The following is an 18,805-nucleotide window of genomic DNA, read 5'->3' on the forward strand; positions in this document are numbered from 1 at the left end:
AGTTGCTTCGTCAGCAGTTGAAGCGGTTCGCGACGTTCAGGCTGTTGTTACCATGCTGCCAGCAGGGAAGCATGTTCGTGCCGTGTATACGGGCGAAGATGGAATTCTTGCGCATGCACCAAAGGGCACGCTGTTTATCGATAGCTCGACTATTGATGTGGACAGCAGTCGCGATGTTGCAAAAGCAGCAAGCGAAGCTGGCATGGGCATGGTCGATGCTCCGGTTTCCGGAGGTATTGTGGGTGCTGCGAACGGCACATTGACCTTTATGGTTGGTGGGCCTGATTCTGCATTTGAACGGGCTAAGCCGCTCCTGGATATTATGGGAGCCTCGATTGTTCATGCCGGTGATGCTGGCGCTGGGCAGGCAGCAAAGATCTGTAACAACATGTTGCTTGGTATTTCGATGATCGGTACCTGCGAGGCGTTTGTTTTGGCTGAAAAGTTGGGTCTGGACCCACAGAAGCTTTACGACATCTCCTCCAAGTCCTCCGGTCAGTGTTGGTCTTTGACCTCCTACTGCCCGATTCCCGGACCGGTTCCGACGTCGCCAGCCAACAATGAATATAAGCCCGGCTTTGCAGCGCCAATGATGCTGAAAGACTTGCTACTGGCGGAAGAGGCAGCAGATTCGAGCGGAGCCAACACACCAATGGGTGAAAAGGCAGCTCGGCTCTATGAGGAATACTGTAACAATGGCGGGGAAAACGTCGACTTCTCCGGCATCATCCACTTGCTTCGGAAGTCAGGGTAAACAGAGGGTTAACGGAAAGGTCTACACGCTTGCTAGTGATTAAGAAATAATTCATCGTGTCTCTTAAGCGGTTCTTAGAAGCGGTCGCGTAAATTTGCTTCAAGTGCTGATAAAAATACGAACGCACGAAAAATATGGACATGAGGCGCAACCAGATGATCAATACAAACAGGGCCGTTGAGGTCTTGGCGCAAGAAGAAGAAACGGTAGGGCTGAAGCCTGCATACCTCGAGGCACTGACGCTCATCGAGCGTCTGCATCGTCGTCTTCTTGACGTCATTAAAGATGAGTTTGACCGGATGGGTCGTTCCGATGTGAACAGCGTTCAGGCGCTGCTTCTTTTCAACATTGGCGACGCCGAGCTGACTGCAGGCGAGCTTCGTACTCGCGGTTATTATCTTGGTTCCAACGTTTCTTATAATCTGAAGAAACTCGTTGAAACCGGATACATCAATCACGAACGTTCCCAGATGGATCGCCGCTCTGTGCGGGTGAGCCTGACGGAAAAAGGGCGCGAGATTGCTCAGATTGTTGATGACCTTTACAGTCGTCATATTCTTTCTGTTGAGCAGGTTGGTGAGCTCTCAACCGAGAACTTTGAAGAGCTGAACCGGTCCCTGCGTCGTCTGGAACGCTTCTGGACAGATCAAATCCTCTATCGTCTTTAATTTTCGGCGATATCAGGGCTTTCAAAAAACACCGCTTCCATGCACCGGGGGCGGTGTTTTTGCGTGTTACGAGGGCCGGTTTGCGGCAAAGCTTGTATGGGAACGCTGCGGGTGGCGGGCCAGCTCCAGATAAGGCATCTGTGAGTAAGTTGGGCTGATTGTTGCTTTCTTGCACTAGGTGCAAACCAACGCTCGCTGCGTAACCACCTTTTTCCCACTTGGAGTAATTAGCCATTAAACGGTCACATTGAGTGGGGAATACACGCTCTCACTTTTCGGGCTGAAAAAGTGCTGTTGGCATTGTAAATTTAGAAGCTGTCAACTCTGATTTGTTCAGGGGATCGATCACTTTCTTTAATTCACCAACAGATGTTCCTCCCCGATTTTTGGCTGAAGTCTTGCGAGTTTGCTAAGATAATGCCATGTAGATTTGCCATGTTAAGTCTCTGTTTACCAAGTTACATGGAATCTTACAGAATGACTGATTGCTAGGAGAAACTATTCGTGTTGGCACCTCTTTTAAACCGCAGCAAGTTTGCTCTGGCTCTCGTTGTGAGTACGGGCCTTTCTGCAGGTATGATGTCTGCACAGGCACAGGTGAAGGTTCCAGACCTGCTTTCCTATAATGGCAGCATTCAGCAAGCTGTCAGTCAGCCGGCACCGGTTGCTCCTACACAGCCTATCGTTGGTCAGGGCACGGAATGGGAAGACACCTTTGATGAGGGGGTTTCTTCTTTGGAGCAGATTGATTTTGTGGCTCCGATTATCTCCAAGCAGACCAGCCAGTACATGATTGATGCGATTCTCGATTATGAACGTATCGCTCTCAATGGCGGTTGGCCTGAGGTCTCCACCAAGAAAGTTTTGCGCATTGGTATGCGCGCACCAGCAATTGCAGCTTTGCGACAGCGCCTGATTGTTTCAGGCGACATGGCGCAGCATGCGGGTGTCTCTGAGGTTTTTGACAGCTACGTTGATTCAGCTGTTCGCCGCTTTCAGTTGCGCCATGGCCTGACACCAGATGGTGTTGTGGGTCGGGCAACCGTGATTGCGATGAATGTGCCTGTTGAGGTGCGTTTGCAGCAGTTGCGGACCAATCTGGAGCGCGTTTCTGCCTTGGCTGAGAATGTGACAGATACCTATGTAAACGTGAACATTCCGGCAGCTCGCATTGAGGTTGTTGAGAATGGCCGTGTTCGCTCCCGCCACACCGCTGTTGTTGGCAAGCAGGATCGCCAGTCTCCGATCCTCAGCTCTGCGATTTATGAAGTGAACTTCAACCCGTACTGGACTGTTCCTGTCAGCATTATCCGGAAAGATCTTATTCCGAAGATGCAGAAGGATCCACAGTATCTGGCGAAGAACAACATCCATATCTATGACTGGTATGGCAAAGAAAAGCAGTGGCAGGAGATTGACTGGAATACGGATGAAGCGACCCAGTATCGCTTTACGCAGGACCCGGGTGAGGGCAACTCCATGGGTAGTATCCGGATCAACTTCAACAACACCCATCAAGTGTACCTGCACGATACGCCAGAGCAGTCTTTGTTCGGTGAGGGCTATCGCTTCCATTCCTCCGGCTGTGTGCGTGTGCAGAACGTGCGTGAGCTGGTGACATGGTTGCTTGGGTCGACAACACCAGACTGGACCCGCAGCCGCGTGGATGCAGCCATCAATTCAGGTGAGCGTACGGATGTGAAGATGAAGAGCCGTATTCCGCTCCATATGTCCTACGTGACTGCGTGGGCTCTAAGCGACGGCATGGTTCACTTCCGGGATGACATCTACGACAAGGATGGGCTTTACGCCGCGAGTGCTGATCCGATGGCGCAGGCCTCTGCTCAGTAAGGTTTTGCAAGAGTTTCAAGTTTGAAGGGCCGTCTCTGCCAGATGCAGAGCGGCCCTTTTCTTTTGGGGATGTGGGGGCGGGTATGCCTGTGCTGCGCTGTTTTACCTGCTAAAACGGCAGGCAACTTACGAATCTGAGAGAAGCAAGGCGAGGGGCCATATGTCTAAGCTGGGGCAGGTCTATTTTGAGACACGTGTGGTTGGGAATGCTGTTCGCATGACAGCAATTTGTGCTCAGAGCGGTGTTGAGGTGTTTGTTGTGGGGCCTCGTAATGCGAGCGAGTCGCATCTGAAACAGCTGGCACTTCGTAAGCTGGAACGCAAATTACAACCTCAAGATGCGTAATTCATAAATTTTGGGTGATGGCAGCAATAGTATTGCGCAATTCCTATGAACAACGCTTGGTTCGTTACCCCCTATATGTTAATGGGCTAGGACCCGAAGCTACAACTTGTCGGGATGGGAATGCGAAACGATATTGGGACGTTTCGTCAGTTTGTTGCTCCAACCTTGTCATGAGGTCCACCTATGTCCGTATCGGATAATCCAATTACGACGCCGCTCTACCCAGAGTTTTTTACAGGTAGCCTGGCTTCTGGTGACCCAGAGCTTCTCGAGGCAATCAATAAAGAACTTACTCGTCAGCAGAACGAGATTGAGCTTATCGCTTCGGAAAATATTGTATCTCGCGCTGTGCTTGAGGCGCAGGGTTCCGTCCTGACCAACAAATACGCCGAGGGTTATCCTGGTCGCCGTTACTACGGTGGTTGTGAATACGTCGATATCGTTGAGCGTCTTGCAATCGACCGCGTAAAAGAGCTGTTCGGCTGTGATTTTGCTAACGTGCAGGCGAATTCCGGCTCTCAGGCCAACCAGTCCGTTTTGCTTGCATTGGCGAAACCAGGCGACACTCTGCTCGGCATGAGCCTTGATGCAGGTGGTCACCTGACACACGGCGCTCGCCCGAACTTGTCCGGCAAGTGGTTCAACGCTGTTCAGTACGGCCTGAACACTGAAACTGGCCACATCAACATGGATGAGGTGCGTGAGCTTGCTAAAGAACACCAGCCAAAGATCATCATTGCTGGCGGTTCTGCTTACTCCCGTGAGATCGATTTTGCTGCGTTCCGCGCAATCGCTGACGAAGTAGGCGCTTACCTTTGGGTCGACATGGCGCACTTTGCAGGTCTTGTTGCTGGTGGTCAGCATCCAAGCCCGTTCCCGCATGCGCATGTTGCAACATCCACCACCCATAAGACCCTGCGCGGTCCTCGTGGTGGTCTGGTTGTGACCAACGACGCTGACATTGCGAAAAAGATCAACTCCGCGATCTTCCCAGGTCTGCAGGGTGGTCCTTTGATGCATGTGATCGCTGGTAAGGCTGTTGCCTTCGGTGAAGCGCTGCGTCCTGAGTTCAAGACCTACGCGAAAGACGTTGTCGAAAACGCACAGGTTCTGGCTGCGACACTGGTTGAAGGTGGTCTGGATATCGTTTCTGGCGGTACCGACACACACCTTATGCTGGTTGACCTGCGTCCAATGGAACTGACTGGCAAAAACGCAGAGATTTCTCTGGGCCGTGCGAACATCACCTGTAACAAGAACGGTGTTCCGCTTGATCCTCAGAAACCGACCATCACCTCCGGTATCCGCCTTGGTACACCTGCTGGGACTTCCCGTGGGTTTGGTAAGGAAGAATTCCGTGAAATCGGTAAGCTGATTACCGAGGTTCTGGAAGGTCTGCGCAAAGCAAATTCCGTTGACGACAACGAAGCTGTGGAAGCACGGGTCAAAGAGAAGGTACTGGCCCTTACTGCCCGGTTCCCAATCTACAAAAACTAATTTAAACGAGAAGAACCGCCGGACACCCTTCGGCGGTTCTTTAGTGTTTAAGTAAGGAGGCAGGCGAGATGCGTTGTCCATATTGCGGGGGTGATGACACCCAGGTGAAGGATTCGCGCCCGACCGAGGATAATACAGCTATCCGTCGGCGCAGGGTCTGCCAGACTTGTGGTGGTCGTTTTACCACCTTTGAGCGTGTTCAGCTGCGCGAGCTGACCGTTATCAAGCGTAACGGGCGCCGAGTTCCTTTTGATCGCGAAAAACTGATGCGCTCTGTTCTGATCGCAACCCGCAAGCGTCCTGTTGAGCCTGAGCGTATAGAGCGTATGGTGAGCGGGCTTGTCCGGCAGTTGGAAAGCTCCGGTGAAAGTGATGTTGTGGCGGAAGATATTGGTCATTTGGTCATGGAAGGGCTGAAAACCCTTGACGATGTGGCTTATGTGCGGTTCGCTTCTGTTTATAAGAATTTCCGCGAGGCCAAAGACTTCGAGGCTCTGCTGGATGAGCTTTCCGATGCGGATGTTGATCCGCTGATGATGCCGCCACGGACTTAATCTCTGGCTTTTTGCAGTGTTGTGTTGCGTAATTTCTCCGAGGATCGGGCTTTTCTTTTAGGGAATACGCTGTAGTGCTGGCAGGGGGATGGCTTTGTCTGGTTACAAAGCATTAGATGCAAAGGAACGAGTTGAGCACGAGCGCTTTATGGCGGCGGCGATCAGCTATGGCATTCGTGCAAAGGGCCGGACGTGGCCCAATCCTCCTGTTGGAGCAATCCTGACAAAAGATTTTGGTGATGGGCCTGTGATTGTGGGGCAGGGTGCAACTCTGCCTCCCGGTGGCTCTCACGCTGAAGTGCTGGCCATCAAAGATGCCGGTGAACATGCCCAAGGTTCGACAGCTTACGTGACCCTTGAGCCTTGTGCGCATTATGGCCGGACTGGCCCATGTGCGCGGGCGCTTGTGGCGGCTGGTGTGGCGCGCGTTGTTTATGGCACCGCTGATCCCAACCCTGCTGTGGCTGGTCGCGGTAAAAAGATCCTTGAAGAGGGCGGTGTTGACGTCCTAATCGGTATTTTAGAGAAGGACTGCCGACAGGCCGTTCGCGGGCATATCTCCCGTATCCTTAATGAGCGTCCTTTTGTTCAGCTCAAGATGGCTGTGTCGAAAGATGGTTATATCGGCAAGCGTGGTGCCGGACAGGTGACGATCTCCAGTCCGTTGTCGCGGCAGCTGGTGCATGCGATGCGGGCGCAGATGGATGCCATTGTTGTGGGCATCGGCACGGTTTTGGAAGACGATCCTGAGCTTTCCGTCCGCTTGCCGGGCATGGCGCACTGCTCACCGCAGCCGGTGGTGTTTGACAGTCAGGCCCGCATTCCGCTTTCCTCCAAACTGGTGCAAAACGCAGAGATCAATTCCCTGTGGGTCGTGATTGGTGAACATGGGCCAGATCATCGCGTCAGTGCGCTTGAGCGGGAAGGTGTGACAGTTATCGTCAATGACTGCCTCAGAAATGGCAAGGTATGTCTTGATAAGGCTCTGGATGCGCTTTACATGCATGGTCTCTCCCAGATTATGGTTGAGGGCGGCGCAGAGCTTGCGCACGGCCTGCTTCAGCAAGATCTGGTGGATGAGCTTTTGATTTTCCAGGGAGCCAGCCTGATTGGTTCCGATGGAATTCAGCCTTTCGGATTTGAAGGGCTGGAGAGTTTGCGAGACGGTTATAACAAGCAGATGCTGCGTCCTGTGGGCGAAGATCTGTTGTGGCGGTATACGCCAAAAGAGAGGTTCTAGGTGTTTACGGGCATCGTTAGTGACGTTGGAACAATCCTTGAGCTGGAGCAGATTGCTGCAGGTCAGCGGACGAAAATTGGTACTGTTTACGATCCTGACGGGATCGATATTGGTGCTTCCATAGCCTGTTCCGGCGTTTGCCACACTGTTGTCGCGAAAGGTCGTGATGGCGAGCAGAACTGGTTTACCGTTGAATCGGCTGCCGAAACGCTGGCACTGACAACTGTTGCCGACTGGAAAGTGGGCAAGCGGGTCAATCTGGAGCGTTCCCTTTCCATGGGCGCTGAGCTGGGTGGTCACCTGGTTCTGGGCCATGTGGATGGCAAGGCAACCATCGTTGAGCGGACCGAACACCCTGAAAGCGTTTATCTGAAATTTGAGTGTGCACCTGAGTTTGCACGGTCCATCCCGAAGAAGGGATCCGTGGGGTTGGATGGCACCTCTTTGACGGTGAACGAGGCTGAAGGAAATACGTTTTCTGTCTTCCTTATTCCACACACTCTGGAGGTGACCACATGGTCCGACAGAGCGCAGGGGGATGAGGTAAACTTGGAAGTTGACATGATGGCACGGTACGTTGCGCGTCTTGCTGAGTTTCCAAGCCTTGCAGAAATTGCAAAATAGCCTTATAGCCAAAATCTTCCGCAGGAAATAACTGGACATTTCGCTTGGGGCGTGGTTCCTGAGCGCACATACGTGGGTACTGTCCGTACCCGTGGCCTTAACCCATCTTTGCTGATTTCTCAGCGAAAAGATGAGGTTGGCATTAGGAGAAATTAAATGAGCGCCGTTCCGCACATTCTTGTTATTGAAGCACGGTTTTACGAAGATCTGGCTGATGCCCTTTATGAAGGTGCTTCAGATGTGCTGGACCGTGAAGGAGCGAAAATCTCTCGACTGGCTGTGCCAGGTGTGCTCGAAATTCCTGCTGCGCTTTCCATGGCGTTAACCGCAATGGAAAATGGCGACGCAGATTATGACGGTTTTGTATTGCTCGGTGTTGTAATTCGCGGTGAAACAACCCATTACGACATCGTTTCTAACGAGTCGGCTCGTGCGATCATGGATCTTTCTGTGGATGCAAACGTTGCAGTTGGTAACGGCATCCAGACAGTTGAGAATGATGATCAGGCATGGGCGCGCGCAAGCGTTTCTAAAAAGAACAAGGGCGGCGGTGCTGCTGAAGCTTGTCTTGCTATGATTGACGTGCGCGACCGGTTCGGTGTGTAAGGTTTAGGATGACAACGGAAAACAACAAGAAAAACGCCGAAGTGAAACCCGCGAATAAGCGCGGGGTTGCTCGATTGGCTGCTGTTCAGGCTGTGTATCAGATGGAAATCACTGGTGCGCGTTTGAATGATGTGCTGAATGAGTATGAAGCTTACCGGCTTGGTCAGGAAGTGGATGGCGACCAGTACCGTGATGCGGATCCGGCATGGTTCCGTGATCTGGTGCAGGCAGTGTTTGAGGATCAGCTGCGTATTGATCCTCGCATTCACACAGCGCTTTCTGAAGATTGGCCACTAAAGCGTATCGACACCACTTTGCGTGCGATCCTTCGTGTTGGCTGTGCTGAGTTTTTGCGTAAAAAAGACGTTCCGGCCCGCGTTATCATCAATGAATACATTGATGTGACGAAGTCCTTCTATGATGGAGATGAGGCACGTCTGGTCAACGGTATTATGAACCGTCTGGCTCGCGAGCTGCGTCAGTCTGAATTCGAAGACTAAAAAATGAGCGAGAGAGCTGCCAGTTCCAGACCGGGAGAGTTCTCGCTTATTGAGCGCTATTTTGCGCCGCTCGCCACCAGCGCGGGTGCTGTGCATCTGCAAGATGATGCTGCTGTATTTGCCCCTGACACCGGATGTGATTTGGTTGTAACCAAAGACATGCTGATGGCAGGGGTTCATTTTTTTGAAAACGACCCTCCCTTTGAAATCGCGCAAAAAGCGCTTGGTGTGAACCTTTCGGATCTGGCGGCAAAAGGGGCTGAGCCTAAGGGGTATCTGCTGGGTCTTGGTCTTTCCAAAGACATCAGTGAAGAGTGGGTTGCCGAGTTTTGCCGCGGTTTGAAACTGGTTCAGGATCAGTTCCAGATTGACCTTCTTGGCGGGGATACGATTTCCTGCCCGCAAGGCCCGCTGCTTTCCATCACCGCGTTTGGTCAGGTTCCAACGGGGCAGGTGGTTCGGCGCAATGAGGCTGTTGCTGGTGCATTGCTCTATGTGACTGGCACCATTGGTGATGCTGCACTTGGCTTGCAGCTGCGGTTGGATGAAGAACTCGCAGATAAGCTTGAGCTCTCTGCTGAGCAGCATGATTTCCTCTTAAACCGTTATTTGCTGCCTCAGCCTCGTGTTGGTGCTGCTCAAGCGCTTCGTGATTATGCTGTTGCGGCGATGGATGTGTCTGACGGCTTGGTGGCTGATCTAGGCCACATGTGCCGGACGTCGCAAGTACAGGCATCTGTGAAGCTGGAAAGTGTTCCACTATCTGACGCTGCTTCTGCAATGATTGCGAAAGATGCTGCCTTCCTTGAAACAGTGATTACGGGAGGGGATGATTATGAGATTCTTGCTGCCGTGATGCCTGAGAATACAGGGGCTTTTGAGAAGGCTCTTCGGGAAACCGGTTTGTGCTGTGCTCAGATTGGTGTGCTGGGTGCTGCTGATGTTTCCAAGAAAGAGATTGCTTTGAGCCTGAATGGCAAGACCTATGCGCTTCACCGGGCTGACGGGTTCAAGCATTTTTGATTAGTGGTCTCGACCTGAGCCTTATTTTTGCTAAGGTACTCAGATGGAGTCGGCTATCTATTTTATAACATTCGTTATTTCATTGCTTTACTTGGTTGTTAAGTTGCGGAAAGTTCCCGCTGCAACGACGTTAAAACGCCAAAGACGGACCAGAAGTCGTTTGATTTCCTACCACATAGGAAAATCACTGCTTTTGTGGTGGGGCCTGATGTTCGTTGCAGGGATTGCAAGACGCATTGTGTTGGGTTTGCCGTTATAATCGACAATAGCTGCCTTGCATGACGTATTCTCATCGAGTTGTGCGTATATCTCCCGAAGTTACAGATGATCTGGTGAGCTCTGTGGTTGCTCATTACGTGGAATTGATTAGGCTGTCGGTTCCTTCCTGATTTCTTTGAAAGTTTACATTATGGCAAATACTCTGGCGGCTCCGTTGATTGATGACGGATTGGCAAAGCGCAATGCGCTGCTTTTGGCGCTTGCCCAGTCGTTTGCTGGTGGTGTTCCCCCTATCATTTTTGCAACCACATCTATTCTCGCCTCTGTTTTGTTGGTTGATGACAAGTCTCTGGCAACACTGCCTGTTACTGCTTTTGTGCTTGGAACCGCCATCGGGACGTTGCCTGCTGGCATGATCATGCGCAGTTTTGGACGTCGGGCCGGGCTTGTTGGTGCGCTGCTGTTTGGTGTGCTGTTTGCCTTGGTTGCTGCCTACGCTGCCTACCTTGGAAGTTTTACGCTGCTTTGTGCTTCTACACTCGGCAGTGGTTTTGTTATGGCTTTTACCCAACAGGCGCGTTTTGCTGCTGCTGATACCGCCAGCCCTGCCTTCAAGCCCAAAGCAATTTCATGGGTTTTGACCGGTGGTATTCTTGCCGGTGTGGTTGGTCCGCAGACCGTAATTCTGACACAGGGCATGTTTGAGCCCTTCCTTTTTGTCGGAACCTACCTTGCACAAGCGGTCTTGATGCTTATCGGTTTGTTTTTTGTGGCGTTTTTGGAAATACCTTTGCCACCGAAGATGGAAAAGCATGAACGCGGACGGCCTCTTTTAGAGATTCTGAAGCAACAAAAGTTCTTTGTGGCTGTTGGTTGTGGAATGATCAGTTACGCGATCATGAATCTGATCATGACCTCTGCACCGCTCGCCATGGTTGCTTGCGGGTTGACGAACTCAGATGCGGCTCTTGGCATCCAGTGGCACGTGATTGCCATGTTTGCACCTAGTTTTATTACGGGTAGTTTGATCAGCCGATTCGGTCACGGGGCTGTAATTGGCACCGGATTCTTGCTTTATGCGGTGTGCGCGCTGGTTGGCCTTACGGGACTAGAGCGTTGGATTTTCTGGAGTTCCCTGATTTTACTTGGTCTTGGCTGGAACTTATCTTTCGTCGGAGCGTCTGCGTTGCTGACACAAACTTACCGACCAGAAGAACAAAACAGAGTCCAGTCCATAAACGACTTCTTCGTCTTTGGTTTAGTCGCAACTGCCTCGTTTTCCTCAGGGAAATTGTTAAACGTGTTTGGTTGGGAAACTGTCATCCTAATGGTGTTCCCGTTCGTTATCTTATGTCTATTTCTTGTTGTCTCACTGATGTTTACTGAAAAACGGGAAGTTAAAGTTTGAATAATTCCAAGTAGTTTCTCTCCTTTCAACATACGTGTTTCCTTCCACTACCACGCAAAAGCAACTTGACGGATAGTGACAGGTATATACCGTCACTGTGTTCGTTAAATTACACAATTGCAGTGCGGATTTTGCTACGAACACACACATAAGTAGCAGGGTACCCTTAGGGGAGGAAATATGACTGAACTTATCGTTACCATTGCGTGCGGTTTGCTCTCTGTCGTTTACGGCATCTGGGCAATTCGCAGCGTGATGGCTGCTGACACCGGGTCTGCGAAAATGCAGGAAATCGCTGGTGCCATTCAAGAGGGTGCGCAAGCATACCTCACTCGTCAGTACACCAGTGTTGCAATTGTTGGCGTGGTTATCTTCGCCATCGTCGCTTACTTGCTGTCTATCACCGTAGCTATTGGATTTGTTATCGGTGCCGTTCTTTCCGGCGCCGCAGGATTTATTGGAATGCTCGTCTCCGTACGGGCAAACGTTCGCACTGCACAAGCTGCAAGCCAGAGCCTTGGGGCAGGGCTCTCAATTGCATTCCGTTCCGGCGCCATTACCGGGATGTTCGTTGCTGGTCTCGCTCTTTTAGGCGTTGCCGTTTACTACTTGATCCTCACCGGACCTATGGGCATTGATCCAACATCACGCACTGTGATTGATGCGCTTGTGGCTCTTGGGTTTGGTGCGTCTCTGATTTCCATCTTCGCCCGTCTTGGCGGTGGCATCTTTACAAAAGGTGCGGATGTTGGTGGTGACCTTGTTGGTAAGGTTGAGGCTGGCATTCCTGAGGATGATCCACGTAACCCGGCAACAATCGCAGATAACGTTGGCGACAACGTTGGTGATTGTGCAGGTATGGCTGCTGACTTGTTTGAGACCTACGCTGTGACGCTTGTTGCGACGATGGTTCTTGCAGCGATCTACTTTGCCGGTACGGCTGATTTGCAGTCTGCAATGCTGTATCCGATGCTGATCTGTGGTGTTTGCTCTGTGGCATCCATCATCGGTACGTTCTTCGTGCGCCTTGGTGCGTCCAACTCCATTATGGGTGCGCTCTATAAGGGTTTCATCGCCACTGCAATTGTTTCGCTGATCATCCTGTATCCGCTGACCTACTGGGTCTTCGGCGGTATGGATACAGTGTTGACGCAGAGCAATGGCGTTAGCTTTACGCCGCTGGATCTGTTCTTCTGCGGTGTTTCCGGTCTTGTGGTGACAGGTCTGATCATCTGGATCACTGAATATTACACCGGTACAAACTTCCGTCCTGTGCAGGCGATTGCCCGAGCATCTGAAACGGGTCACGGTACCAACGTTATTCAGGGTCTTGCGGTCTCCATGGAATCCACTGCGCTTCCTGCATTGGTGATCATTGCCGGTATTATCGTGACTTTCCAGCTGGCTGGTCTGTTCGGTATTGCCATTGCAGTGACAACCATGCTGGCGCTGGCTGGTATGGTTGTGGCGTTGGATGCGTTTGGTCCAGTCACGGACAACGCTGGTGGTATTGCTGAAATGGCAGACCTGCCTGCGGAAGTGCGCGACACGACTGATGCGCTGGATGCTGTTGGTAACACCACAAAGGCAGTGACCAAAGGCTACGCGATTGGGTCTGCTGGCCTGGGTGCGCTGGTGCTGTTTACGGCTTACACGGAGGATCTGAAGTTCTTCGTGGCGAACTCTGAGCAGTTTCCTTACTTCAAGGGAATGACTGAGGCGTCCATCGATTTCTCACTGTCTAACCCATATGTGGTTGTCGGCCTGTTCTTTGGTGGTCTGCTCCCATTCCTGTTTGGCGGTATGGCCATGACAGCGGTTGGCCGCGCAGCGGGTGCTGTGGTTGAAGAAGTTAGGCGTCAGTTTAAAGAGCAGCCAGGCATCATGAAGGGTGAAGTTCGCCCTGATTATGGCCGTGCTGTTGATATGCTGACCAAGGCTGCAATCAAGGAAATGATCATTCCGAGCATGCTGCCTGTGCTGTCTCCAATCGTCATTTACTTCCTGATTGAAGCAATTGCTGGCAAAGCAAATGCCTTCGCATCCCTGGGCGCTATGCTGCTTGGTGTGATTGTGACAGGTCTGTTTGTTGCGCTTTCCATGACCGCTGGTGGCGGTGCGTGGGACAACGCCAAGAAGTACATTGAAGACGGTCATTACGGTGGTAAGGGCTCTGAAGCTCATAAAGCTGCGGTTACAGGTGATACTGTTGGTGATCCTTACAAGGATACTGCTGGTCCAGCTGTGAACCCAATGATCAAGATCACAAACATTGTGGCTCTTCTGCTTCTGGCAGTGCTGGCGCACTAGTTGCTCTGATCTTATTTGAAACTAAAAAGCCCGGTCTGGGAGATGGCCGGGCTTTTTGCTGTTCTGATGTCGGGGGCTTAAGCGGAGGTCAGAATTTCACTGAGAACTCGGTGCCAAAGACCCAGGCGTCCGGGATGTCGTCGTTTCCGGCGGGATTGACCACGTATTGAAAGTCCAGTGAGAGATAGGACCAGTCGGCGAACTGGTAGCGATGGGTGGCTTCGAATACGAGCTCATAGGACTGGCCGGGCAGGTGGTCACTGAAATAACCAAGAATGAAGGCTCCGGCAGTAACATCATTGTCTCTGTTGGGGATCAGGCCTTGGTAGAACAAGCCGCCGCTGATGCCGAGAGGTTGGGTGTTGATGGCTTGTTGTGGCGCGATTGTAACAAGGCCCCAAAGACTCAGACCTTGCAGGTCCTTTTCCTGATAGATCATCTGCCGTGCGATGGCATAGGCACCCCAGTTGCCTTCACGGGTTTGCGTGGTGGTTGTGCCCAGAACATCTACTCTGTCAGTGTTGTAGAAGGCGCCCAGCTGATAGTGGCCGGGGAGATACTTGCTTGTGTCATCTTTCCCCGGATTAACGCCGACTTGCCCGACCAGCAGCACGCTGCCTTTGGGCGCAAAGCGGAAGTTGAAGCCGTTTTCGGCGTTGTTCAGATCATCCACGGACGCGTCATAGACGCCGAGGCTGACGTATTGATTGCCGGGGAAGGTATAGTTGCCTGCCAGACCCCATATGTTGAAGGGGTAGGTGGTGAAAGTGGGTTGGTTGATGAGCAGCTGACCAGGGGTGCTGTTGAGGGCTCCGTTGAGGTAGTACGCGAAGGTATCGTCTCTTGCGAAGATGTCGCCTACAGCGAGGCGACCGGCGGAGAGGTACAGCTGATCATTGAGCAGGTTTTGCTCCAGACTGAAGTTGGCGATGGCGAGGATGTCGCTTGAGAAAATCTGGGTGACGCCAAAGTCGTTGCCAATGACCTCCTGTGACAGGCCCTGTCCCAGGCCTTGATACATGATGTAGTGCAGGCTGCTGCCTTTGATGCCGAAGATCTTCTCAAAGTCCAGCATGGCCATGCCTTCCAGCCGCGCGCCATAAGTTGCGCTCTGGTTCAGGCCGCCAACGGGGTTTGCGGCAACGTCCTGGGTGTAGAGCACACCTAGATCAAGACCCTCGTCAGAAAGGTTGGTGCGAATACCGCCCCAATCGCGGGTTTCGTTGTGCCATTGCGCCCAGGCTAATGGCCAGTTGCCCACTTGCGCGCGAAGTTCCGTGCTGGCTGTCAGCGCTATGCCGACAACCGCTAGAAACTGTAGAACTGGCGATATGCGTTTTTTTATCGCAGGTACCTTAAGCGCTCGCAAAAGCTGGTTCCCCTAGACTGACTCAGGCAAACAGAGAAACTCAGGATTATGCAGCGTGCACTCTTGTTTACGCCGCATGCTCCAACACTTTGATGGAACCCATCCTTTTGCGAAAAACGCCCGCACTCAATCAAGAATTTGCCCGCATCAATCTGGTATGCAGCAGTGCTGCATGTCCTACTCAGATTCACTTACAGGATTACTATAGTCTGTTGTTCTTGCGGCGGCTCCTATCTGAAACCTGCTAAGTAATTTTGAGGTGCCTGATCAGGCTGCTGGCTCCGGCAACAGTGCCTCATAGCGTTCTCTTGTATGCGCGGGGAAAGGGCAGGATTTTCGAGCATCGCGATCCATATGGACGCCGACGGCCTGCATGGTGGCAACGGGTGTGTCCGTGATTGAGTCAAACATAGTGTGTTTGAAGAGGATGATCTTGTCGCGCATTTCTTTAATTTCAGAGCGCACAACGAGCAAGTCACCTGCGGAGACCTCCGCCAGATACTTGTATGTGATCTCCAGTGCAGCCATGCCGTTGTTGCTCTCGCGGATATAGGCTGGGGTGATGCCAATGTGGGCGAGCATGTGCCAGGTGGCTTCATCAAATTTGGAGGTGTACCAGGCCACATTCATATGGCCCATGTGATCTTCCTGCTGCGGGTAAACAATCCCGCGATATGTCTCAAACATCTTTGTTTCCAATACAATCGCAATCCTGACCAGCCTATTGGGAAGAGTGCTGCAGGTCATTACGACTGTCGGATATCTTCAGGTGAGCATGAAAAAACCGGTGCTCCTTATAGAACACCGGCTTTTCTCTTATTGCTGTCTATGTGCTGCTTAGTAATTGCGCCAAAGGATGACGGCGGCAGCAAGCAGGAACTGGTCTTTCAGCACGAAGATGCCTGTACGGTTGAGGAGAGGGAAGAATGAAACCGCATCCCAGCCCGGTACAGAGAACATGAAGGTGAGGGTGCCGAGTGCTGTAGCGGCGATGCCGAGGACACCCAGACCGCCAAGGAAGCGGTTGAATGGCAGGCAGAGCAGCAGTAGCAGGAAGACCCACTCTACGATACCGATGAAGTTGGAAGCGCCCTGAACATCCCAGACCTGATAGGTCCAGCTGAAGAGGATGTTGGACTGCATCAGGCGGACAATGCCTTGTGCCTCAAACTCATAAAACTTCATGGCGCCGATCCAGCCCATGACCAGTGCGATACCAGCGAAGCTTGCGAACACGGCCAGCTTTTTGAGAGAGCCTGCGGTCTGCTCCTTGCCAGCTGTGTGCATGTGATGCCCGAGGATGTACGCCGGGATTGCAAACATGGAGAGGTACTTCAGGAGGTTTTGGCCGGAGCCGATAATCGGGAAACCTCCGAGAGCATCCATCCACACAGGGTTTGTGAACAGGTAAAGGAAGTTCAGGGCGAAGATCAGCATGGCCATCAGGCAGCCAAGAATGCCAAGGCGGCGATCTTTCAGGCCAAGCAGAACCAGAATGCCTGCCGGGACTTCAAAAAGGGCCATCAGAACGCCGGTGAGAGGCACGCCGAGTGCTTGAACCACTCCACTGAAAATCGGGCTATTGCCGAGCCAGAACTCGATTTGCTGATGTTCCGGACCTGTCAGCTTTAGCAGGCCAACCCAGATCAGGTAGGTTGCTGTGACGAGTGTGAGATAGATAAAAAGAGCGTGATCTGAGGGGCGCAGATCTGTAATTTTTTTGAGGGCAGTAGAGGAGTGCGTCATGATTTTACTTCGCGTTTGTCGTTAGAGCACGTCGCATTAATTTGCATTCACGCATCGCGATCTAACATCCTTGGTGGAGCGAATTCTTGTCGTTTGATTGTTTCCAATCAAAAGGAACGCGCTCTAATGCCTTGAAGAAACCACGGAAGAAGACGGCCAGAATGCGTATAACTCCTCAATACAGGATCACATGTAGCAAACCTCCAATAACACCAGCGTGATTTTAAGTGTGAAGCTTAGGATTTGGCAGCATTCGCGATATGAATGGGATAGAGCAGCCTGGCCTGTTGGCTTTAAGCACAAAAAAACGGCGCCTGAAAAACAGACGCCGTTTTTTAAACTCGTGATGGGCGGGTCTTAGAGACCGATTGATGGATTTGCAGCTCCACGCAGGATCTGCGTCAGGAGACCATAATCAGCACCGCCGGTGCGTGTTTTTCTGCCGAGGTAATCAAAGACTTTTCCGTCTTCAATGCCGTAATCAGCAACGGACTTCACATAACCATCTTTATCAAAGTAAACAGCGACAACACGTTGGTCGACGATTGACGGAGACCAGAATGCCACTGTTTCGCTCTTTTGCGAGATATAATAGTAAGCTTCACCGTCCAGATTAGATGTGGTGGACGGGCTACCAAGGAGAAGTTCTACCTGCTCACGGCTGGAACCGACTTGAACATCTTGAATTGAATCAGGTGAAACAACCTGGCCATGTGTCAGTGTCTGGGTGAAGCAGCCGGCAAGTGGCAGGCTCAAAAAAGCGAGGAACACAGTACGGCGTGCGAATGCAATCATTCCAAACATCCTGTTGGCTTGCAAATTGCAGCAAAATGCAGCAAGCAAGCGGTTTAGATTCAGACTTGTGCTTATGCCATCCTCGTGGCAGTCACACAAGTAACTCGACAAGCGCAAGAGAGGTGCCATGATCTTCGGTTTTTTCCGTCGACGTAAAGACACATCCGTCAGAACAACTTACGAGCGGATCGTCGCGCAGGCACGACTACCAGTGTTTTATCAGCACTATGGTATACCTGATACGAGCGAAGGTCGCTTCGAGATGATTGTTTTGCACGCTTTTTGTGTCTTTCACCGGTTAGGAGGCGAAGATAAGGCGTCCCGGAAATTTGCACAGGCTGTATTCGATTATTTTTTTCAGGATATGGACCAGAGCATGCGAGAGATCGGTATTGGCGACGAAGGTGTGCGTAAACGGGTTCGAATTATGGTCGAATCGTTTTACGGACGCACAGCCAGCTATATGCAGGCTCTGGAAAACAAGGACAATTCCGCTCTATTTGAGGCCTTTGTAAGAAACATTTATGGCGAGAGCGGTGAAGCTGTTGCGATAAGAGCGCTGGTTCATTACATGCATGAAGCGGTGGAAGGCCTTGCTGCTCTTCCAACCCATGAAATTCTTGCGGGCGACGTCAAATTTGTGGCTCCAAAGATCGAACTTATAAGGGAAAGCGCCAGCGATGGCTGAAACTGAATACCCGTGGGCCTATTTATTCGATGCGGTGCGTCTTGGTAAGAAAACCAAACAGCTAAAGCTTGTCCTCAATGGGAATGAGCGGACGCAGATCGCCAAGGCCTATGATTTGATAGAGCTGCCTGAGTTCGAAGCCGACCTTGAAGTGCGTCCGTGGCGCCGTGATGGACTGGCGGTGCGCGGTCACATTCGCGCCAAAGCTATTCAACAATGCGTTGTCACGCTTGACCGAGTTGAGTGCCTGGTGGACGAAGAATTCGACCGCACATTTTTGCCGGATCAAGATTCCCGGGGGCGTCGTCGAAGTGATGATGATACCTTGGAAGTAGATCTGGATATTGATGAGAGCGATCCGCCGGATTATTTCGAAGGCTCACAGGTGGATTTCGGAGCTGTTGTTTGTGAGCACTTTGCGTTGGGACTGGATCCATTTCCTCGGGCTAAAGGGGTTGAAATGGATGACAAATATGCTCCGGACCCAGAGGAAGAACTGAAACAGGATGAAGAGCAGAAGCCTTCTCCTTTTGCTGCACTAGAAGCCCTTAAAGGCAAAAAATAATCTTAGATTGCTGCAAAGGTTTTTTAGAGGTGGGTGTTGCGA

At 51.7% G+C, this 18,805-nt stretch carries 19 protein-coding genes; 15 read left to right on the forward strand and 4 right to left on the reverse strand.

Going from position 1 to position 18,805, the window contains the following annotated elements; translation table 11 throughout:
* The 13 genes from mmsB to PPL9_RS19800 all read left to right on the forward strand — a co-directional run.
* A partial coding sequence (gene mmsB, locus PPL9_RS19740) for a 3-hydroxyisobutyrate dehydrogenase (RefSeq protein ID WP_082597009.1) occupies window positions 1-754 on the forward strand: 754 nt, incomplete at its 5' end.
* A gap of 155 nt (window positions 755-909) precedes the next feature.
* Window positions 910-1,422, forward strand: a complete 513-nt coding sequence (locus tag PPL9_RS19745; protein ID WP_057464291.1) for a winged helix DNA-binding protein — start codon at window positions 910-912, stop codon at window positions 1,420-1,422.
* A 504-nt stretch (window positions 1,423-1,926) separates the two neighbouring features.
* Window positions 1,927-3,273, forward strand: a complete 1,347-nt coding sequence (locus PPL9_RS19750; protein ID WP_057464292.1) for a L,D-transpeptidase family protein — start codon at window positions 1,927-1,929, stop codon at window positions 3,271-3,273.
* A gap of 160 nt (window positions 3,274-3,433) precedes the next feature.
* Entirely contained in the window at window positions 3,434-3,619 is a 186-nt protein-coding gene (locus PPL9_RS19755) for a hypothetical protein (RefSeq protein ID WP_057464293.1), read from the forward strand.
* 183 nt (window positions 3,620-3,802) lie between these two features.
* Window positions 3,803-5,116 carry a serine hydroxymethyltransferase gene (gene glyA, locus PPL9_RS19760; RefSeq protein WP_057464294.1) on the forward strand — a complete coding sequence of 438 codons (1,314 nt, stop codon included), beginning with the start codon at window positions 3,803-3,805 and terminating at the stop codon, window positions 5,114-5,116.
* Window positions 5,117-5,184: 68 nt separating this feature from the next.
* Window positions 5,185-5,670 (forward strand): transcriptional regulator NrdR, encoded by a 486-nt coding sequence (nrdR, locus tag PPL9_RS19765; RefSeq protein WP_057464295.1) that lies wholly within the window; start codon window positions 5,185-5,187, stop codon window positions 5,668-5,670.
* 88 nt (window positions 5,671-5,758) lie between these two features.
* Window positions 5,759-6,910, forward strand: coding sequence for a bifunctional diaminohydroxyphosphoribosylaminopyrimidine deaminase/5-amino-6-(5-phosphoribosylamino)uracil reductase RibD (gene ribD / locus PPL9_RS19770; RefSeq protein ID WP_244273429.1), 1,152 nt, complete (start codon window positions 5,759-5,761; stop codon window positions 6,908-6,910).
* Entirely contained in the window at window positions 6,911-7,534 is a 624-nt protein-coding gene (locus tag PPL9_RS19775) for a riboflavin synthase (protein ID WP_057464296.1), read from the forward strand.
* Window positions 7,535-7,690: 156 nt separating this feature from the next.
* On the forward strand, window positions 7,691-8,140 hold the full coding sequence (gene ribH, locus PPL9_RS19780; protein ID WP_057464297.1) for a 6,7-dimethyl-8-ribityllumazine synthase: 450 nt from the start codon (window positions 7,691-7,693) through the stop codon (window positions 8,138-8,140).
* Between the two features lie 8 nt (window positions 8,141-8,148).
* Window positions 8,149-8,640, forward strand: a complete 492-nt coding sequence (gene nusB, locus PPL9_RS19785) for a transcription antitermination factor NusB (RefSeq protein ID WP_057464298.1) — start codon at window positions 8,149-8,151, stop codon at window positions 8,638-8,640.
* Window positions 8,641-8,643: 3 nt separating this feature from the next.
* Window positions 8,644-9,663 (forward strand): thiamine-phosphate kinase, encoded by a 1,020-nt coding sequence (gene thiL / locus PPL9_RS19790; RefSeq protein WP_057464299.1) that lies wholly within the window; start codon window positions 8,644-8,646, stop codon window positions 9,661-9,663.
* A 409-nt stretch (window positions 9,664-10,072) separates the two neighbouring features.
* Window positions 10,073-11,290 carry an MFS transporter gene (locus PPL9_RS19795; protein WP_057464300.1) on the forward strand — a complete coding sequence of 406 codons (1,218 nt, stop codon included), beginning with the start codon at window positions 10,073-10,075 and terminating at the stop codon, window positions 11,288-11,290.
* A 180-nt stretch (window positions 11,291-11,470) separates the two neighbouring features.
* Window positions 11,471-13,600, forward strand: a complete 2,130-nt coding sequence (locus PPL9_RS19800) for a sodium-translocating pyrophosphatase (protein ID WP_057464301.1) — start codon at window positions 11,471-11,473, stop codon at window positions 13,598-13,600.
* An 88-nt stretch (window positions 13,601-13,688) separates the two neighbouring features.
* Here PPL9_RS19800 and PPL9_RS19805 read toward each other — a convergent pair whose 3' ends face one another.
* The 4 genes from PPL9_RS19805 to PPL9_RS19820 all read right to left on the reverse strand — a co-directional run bounded on the left by PPL9_RS19805 (window position 13,689) and on the right by PPL9_RS19820 (window position 17,510).
* Entirely contained in the window at window positions 13,689-14,969 is a 1,281-nt protein-coding gene (locus tag PPL9_RS19805) for a carbohydrate porin (RefSeq protein ID WP_208989502.1), read from the reverse strand.
* 267 nt (window positions 14,970-15,236) lie between these two features.
* Window positions 15,237-15,656 (reverse strand): thioesterase family protein, encoded by a 420-nt coding sequence (locus tag PPL9_RS19810; protein ID WP_057464445.1) that lies wholly within the window; start codon window positions 15,654-15,656, stop codon window positions 15,237-15,239.
* A 150-nt stretch (window positions 15,657-15,806) separates the two neighbouring features.
* On the reverse strand, window positions 15,807-16,715 hold the full coding sequence (locus PPL9_RS19815; protein ID WP_057464302.1) for a DUF417 family protein: 909 nt from the start codon (window positions 16,713-16,715) through the stop codon (window positions 15,807-15,809).
* A gap of 357 nt (window positions 16,716-17,072) precedes the next feature.
* Window positions 17,073-17,510: an outer membrane protein assembly factor BamE gene (locus tag PPL9_RS19820; RefSeq protein ID WP_057464446.1), complete on the reverse strand. Its 438-nt coding sequence runs from the start codon at window positions 17,508-17,510 to the stop codon at window positions 17,073-17,075.
* Between the two features lie 127 nt (window positions 17,511-17,637).
* Between PPL9_RS19820 and PPL9_RS19825 the strand changes: the two genes are divergently transcribed.
* Both PPL9_RS19825 and PPL9_RS19830 read left to right on the forward strand, forming a co-directional pair.
* A complete protein-coding gene (locus tag PPL9_RS19825) occupies window positions 17,638-18,198 on the forward strand; it encodes a ubiquinol-cytochrome C chaperone family protein (protein WP_208987852.1) in 561 nt (186 codons plus the stop codon).
* Complete coding sequence (locus tag PPL9_RS19830) at window positions 18,191-18,763, forward strand: DUF177 domain-containing protein (protein ID WP_057464303.1); 573 nt, start codon at window positions 18,191-18,193, stop codon at window positions 18,761-18,763. Before PPL9_RS19825 ends, PPL9_RS19830 begins: the two co-directional genes overlap by 8 nt.
* Window positions 18,764-18,805: the final 42 nt, after the last annotated feature.

This window comes from Pseudovibrio sp. POLY-S9 (assembly GCF_001431305.1).
Taxonomy (GTDB): domain Bacteria; phylum Pseudomonadota; class Alphaproteobacteria; order Rhizobiales; family Stappiaceae; genus Pseudovibrio.

Bases quoted from the DNA above. Each gene is read 5' to 3' on its own strand.
- PPL9_RS19745 (WP_057464291.1), top strand. From the start codon at position 910: ATGATCAATACAAACAGGGCCGTTGAGGTCTTGGCGCAAGAAGAAGAA.
- PPL9_RS19755 (WP_057464293.1), top strand. From the start codon at position 3,434: ATGTCTAAGCTGGGGCAGGTCTATTTTGAGACACGTGTGGTTGGGAAT.
- glyA (WP_057464294.1), top strand. From the start codon at position 3,803: ATGTCCGTATCGGATAATCCAATTACGACGCCGCTCTACCCAGAGTTT.
- nrdR (WP_057464295.1), top strand. From the start codon at position 5,185: ATGCGTTGTCCATATTGCGGGGGTGATGACACCCAGGTGAAGGATTCG.
- ribD (WP_244273429.1), top strand. From the start codon at position 5,759: ATGGCTTTGTCTGGTTACAAAGCATTAGATGCAAAGGAACGAGTTGAG.
- ribH (WP_057464297.1), top strand. From the start codon at position 7,691: ATGAGCGCCGTTCCGCACATTCTTGTTATTGAAGCACGGTTTTACGAA.
- nusB (WP_057464298.1), top strand. From the start codon at position 8,149: ATGACAACGGAAAACAACAAGAAAAACGCCGAAGTGAAACCCGCGAAT.
- thiL (WP_057464299.1), top strand. From the start codon at position 8,644: ATGAGCGAGAGAGCTGCCAGTTCCAGACCGGGAGAGTTCTCGCTTATT.
- PPL9_RS19795 (WP_057464300.1), top strand. From the start codon at position 10,073: ATGGCAAATACTCTGGCGGCTCCGTTGATTGATGACGGATTGGCAAAG.
- PPL9_RS19800 (WP_057464301.1), top strand. From the start codon at position 11,471: ATGACTGAACTTATCGTTACCATTGCGTGCGGTTTGCTCTCTGTCGTT.
- PPL9_RS19810 (WP_057464445.1), bottom strand. From the start codon at position 15,656: ATGTTTGAGACATATCGCGGGATTGTTTACCCGCAGCAGGAAGATCAC.
- PPL9_RS19815 (WP_057464302.1), bottom strand. From the start codon at position 16,715: ATGACGCACTCCTCTACTGCCCTCAAAAAAATTACAGATCTGCGCCCC.
- PPL9_RS19820 (WP_057464446.1), bottom strand. From the start codon at position 17,510: ATGATTGCATTCGCACGCCGTACTGTGTTCCTCGCTTTTTTGAGCCTG.
- PPL9_RS19825 (WP_208987852.1), top strand. From the start codon at position 17,638: ATGATCTTCGGTTTTTTCCGTCGACGTAAAGACACATCCGTCAGAACA.
- PPL9_RS19830 (WP_057464303.1), top strand. From the start codon at position 18,191: ATGGCTGAAACTGAATACCCGTGGGCCTATTTATTCGATGCGGTGCGT.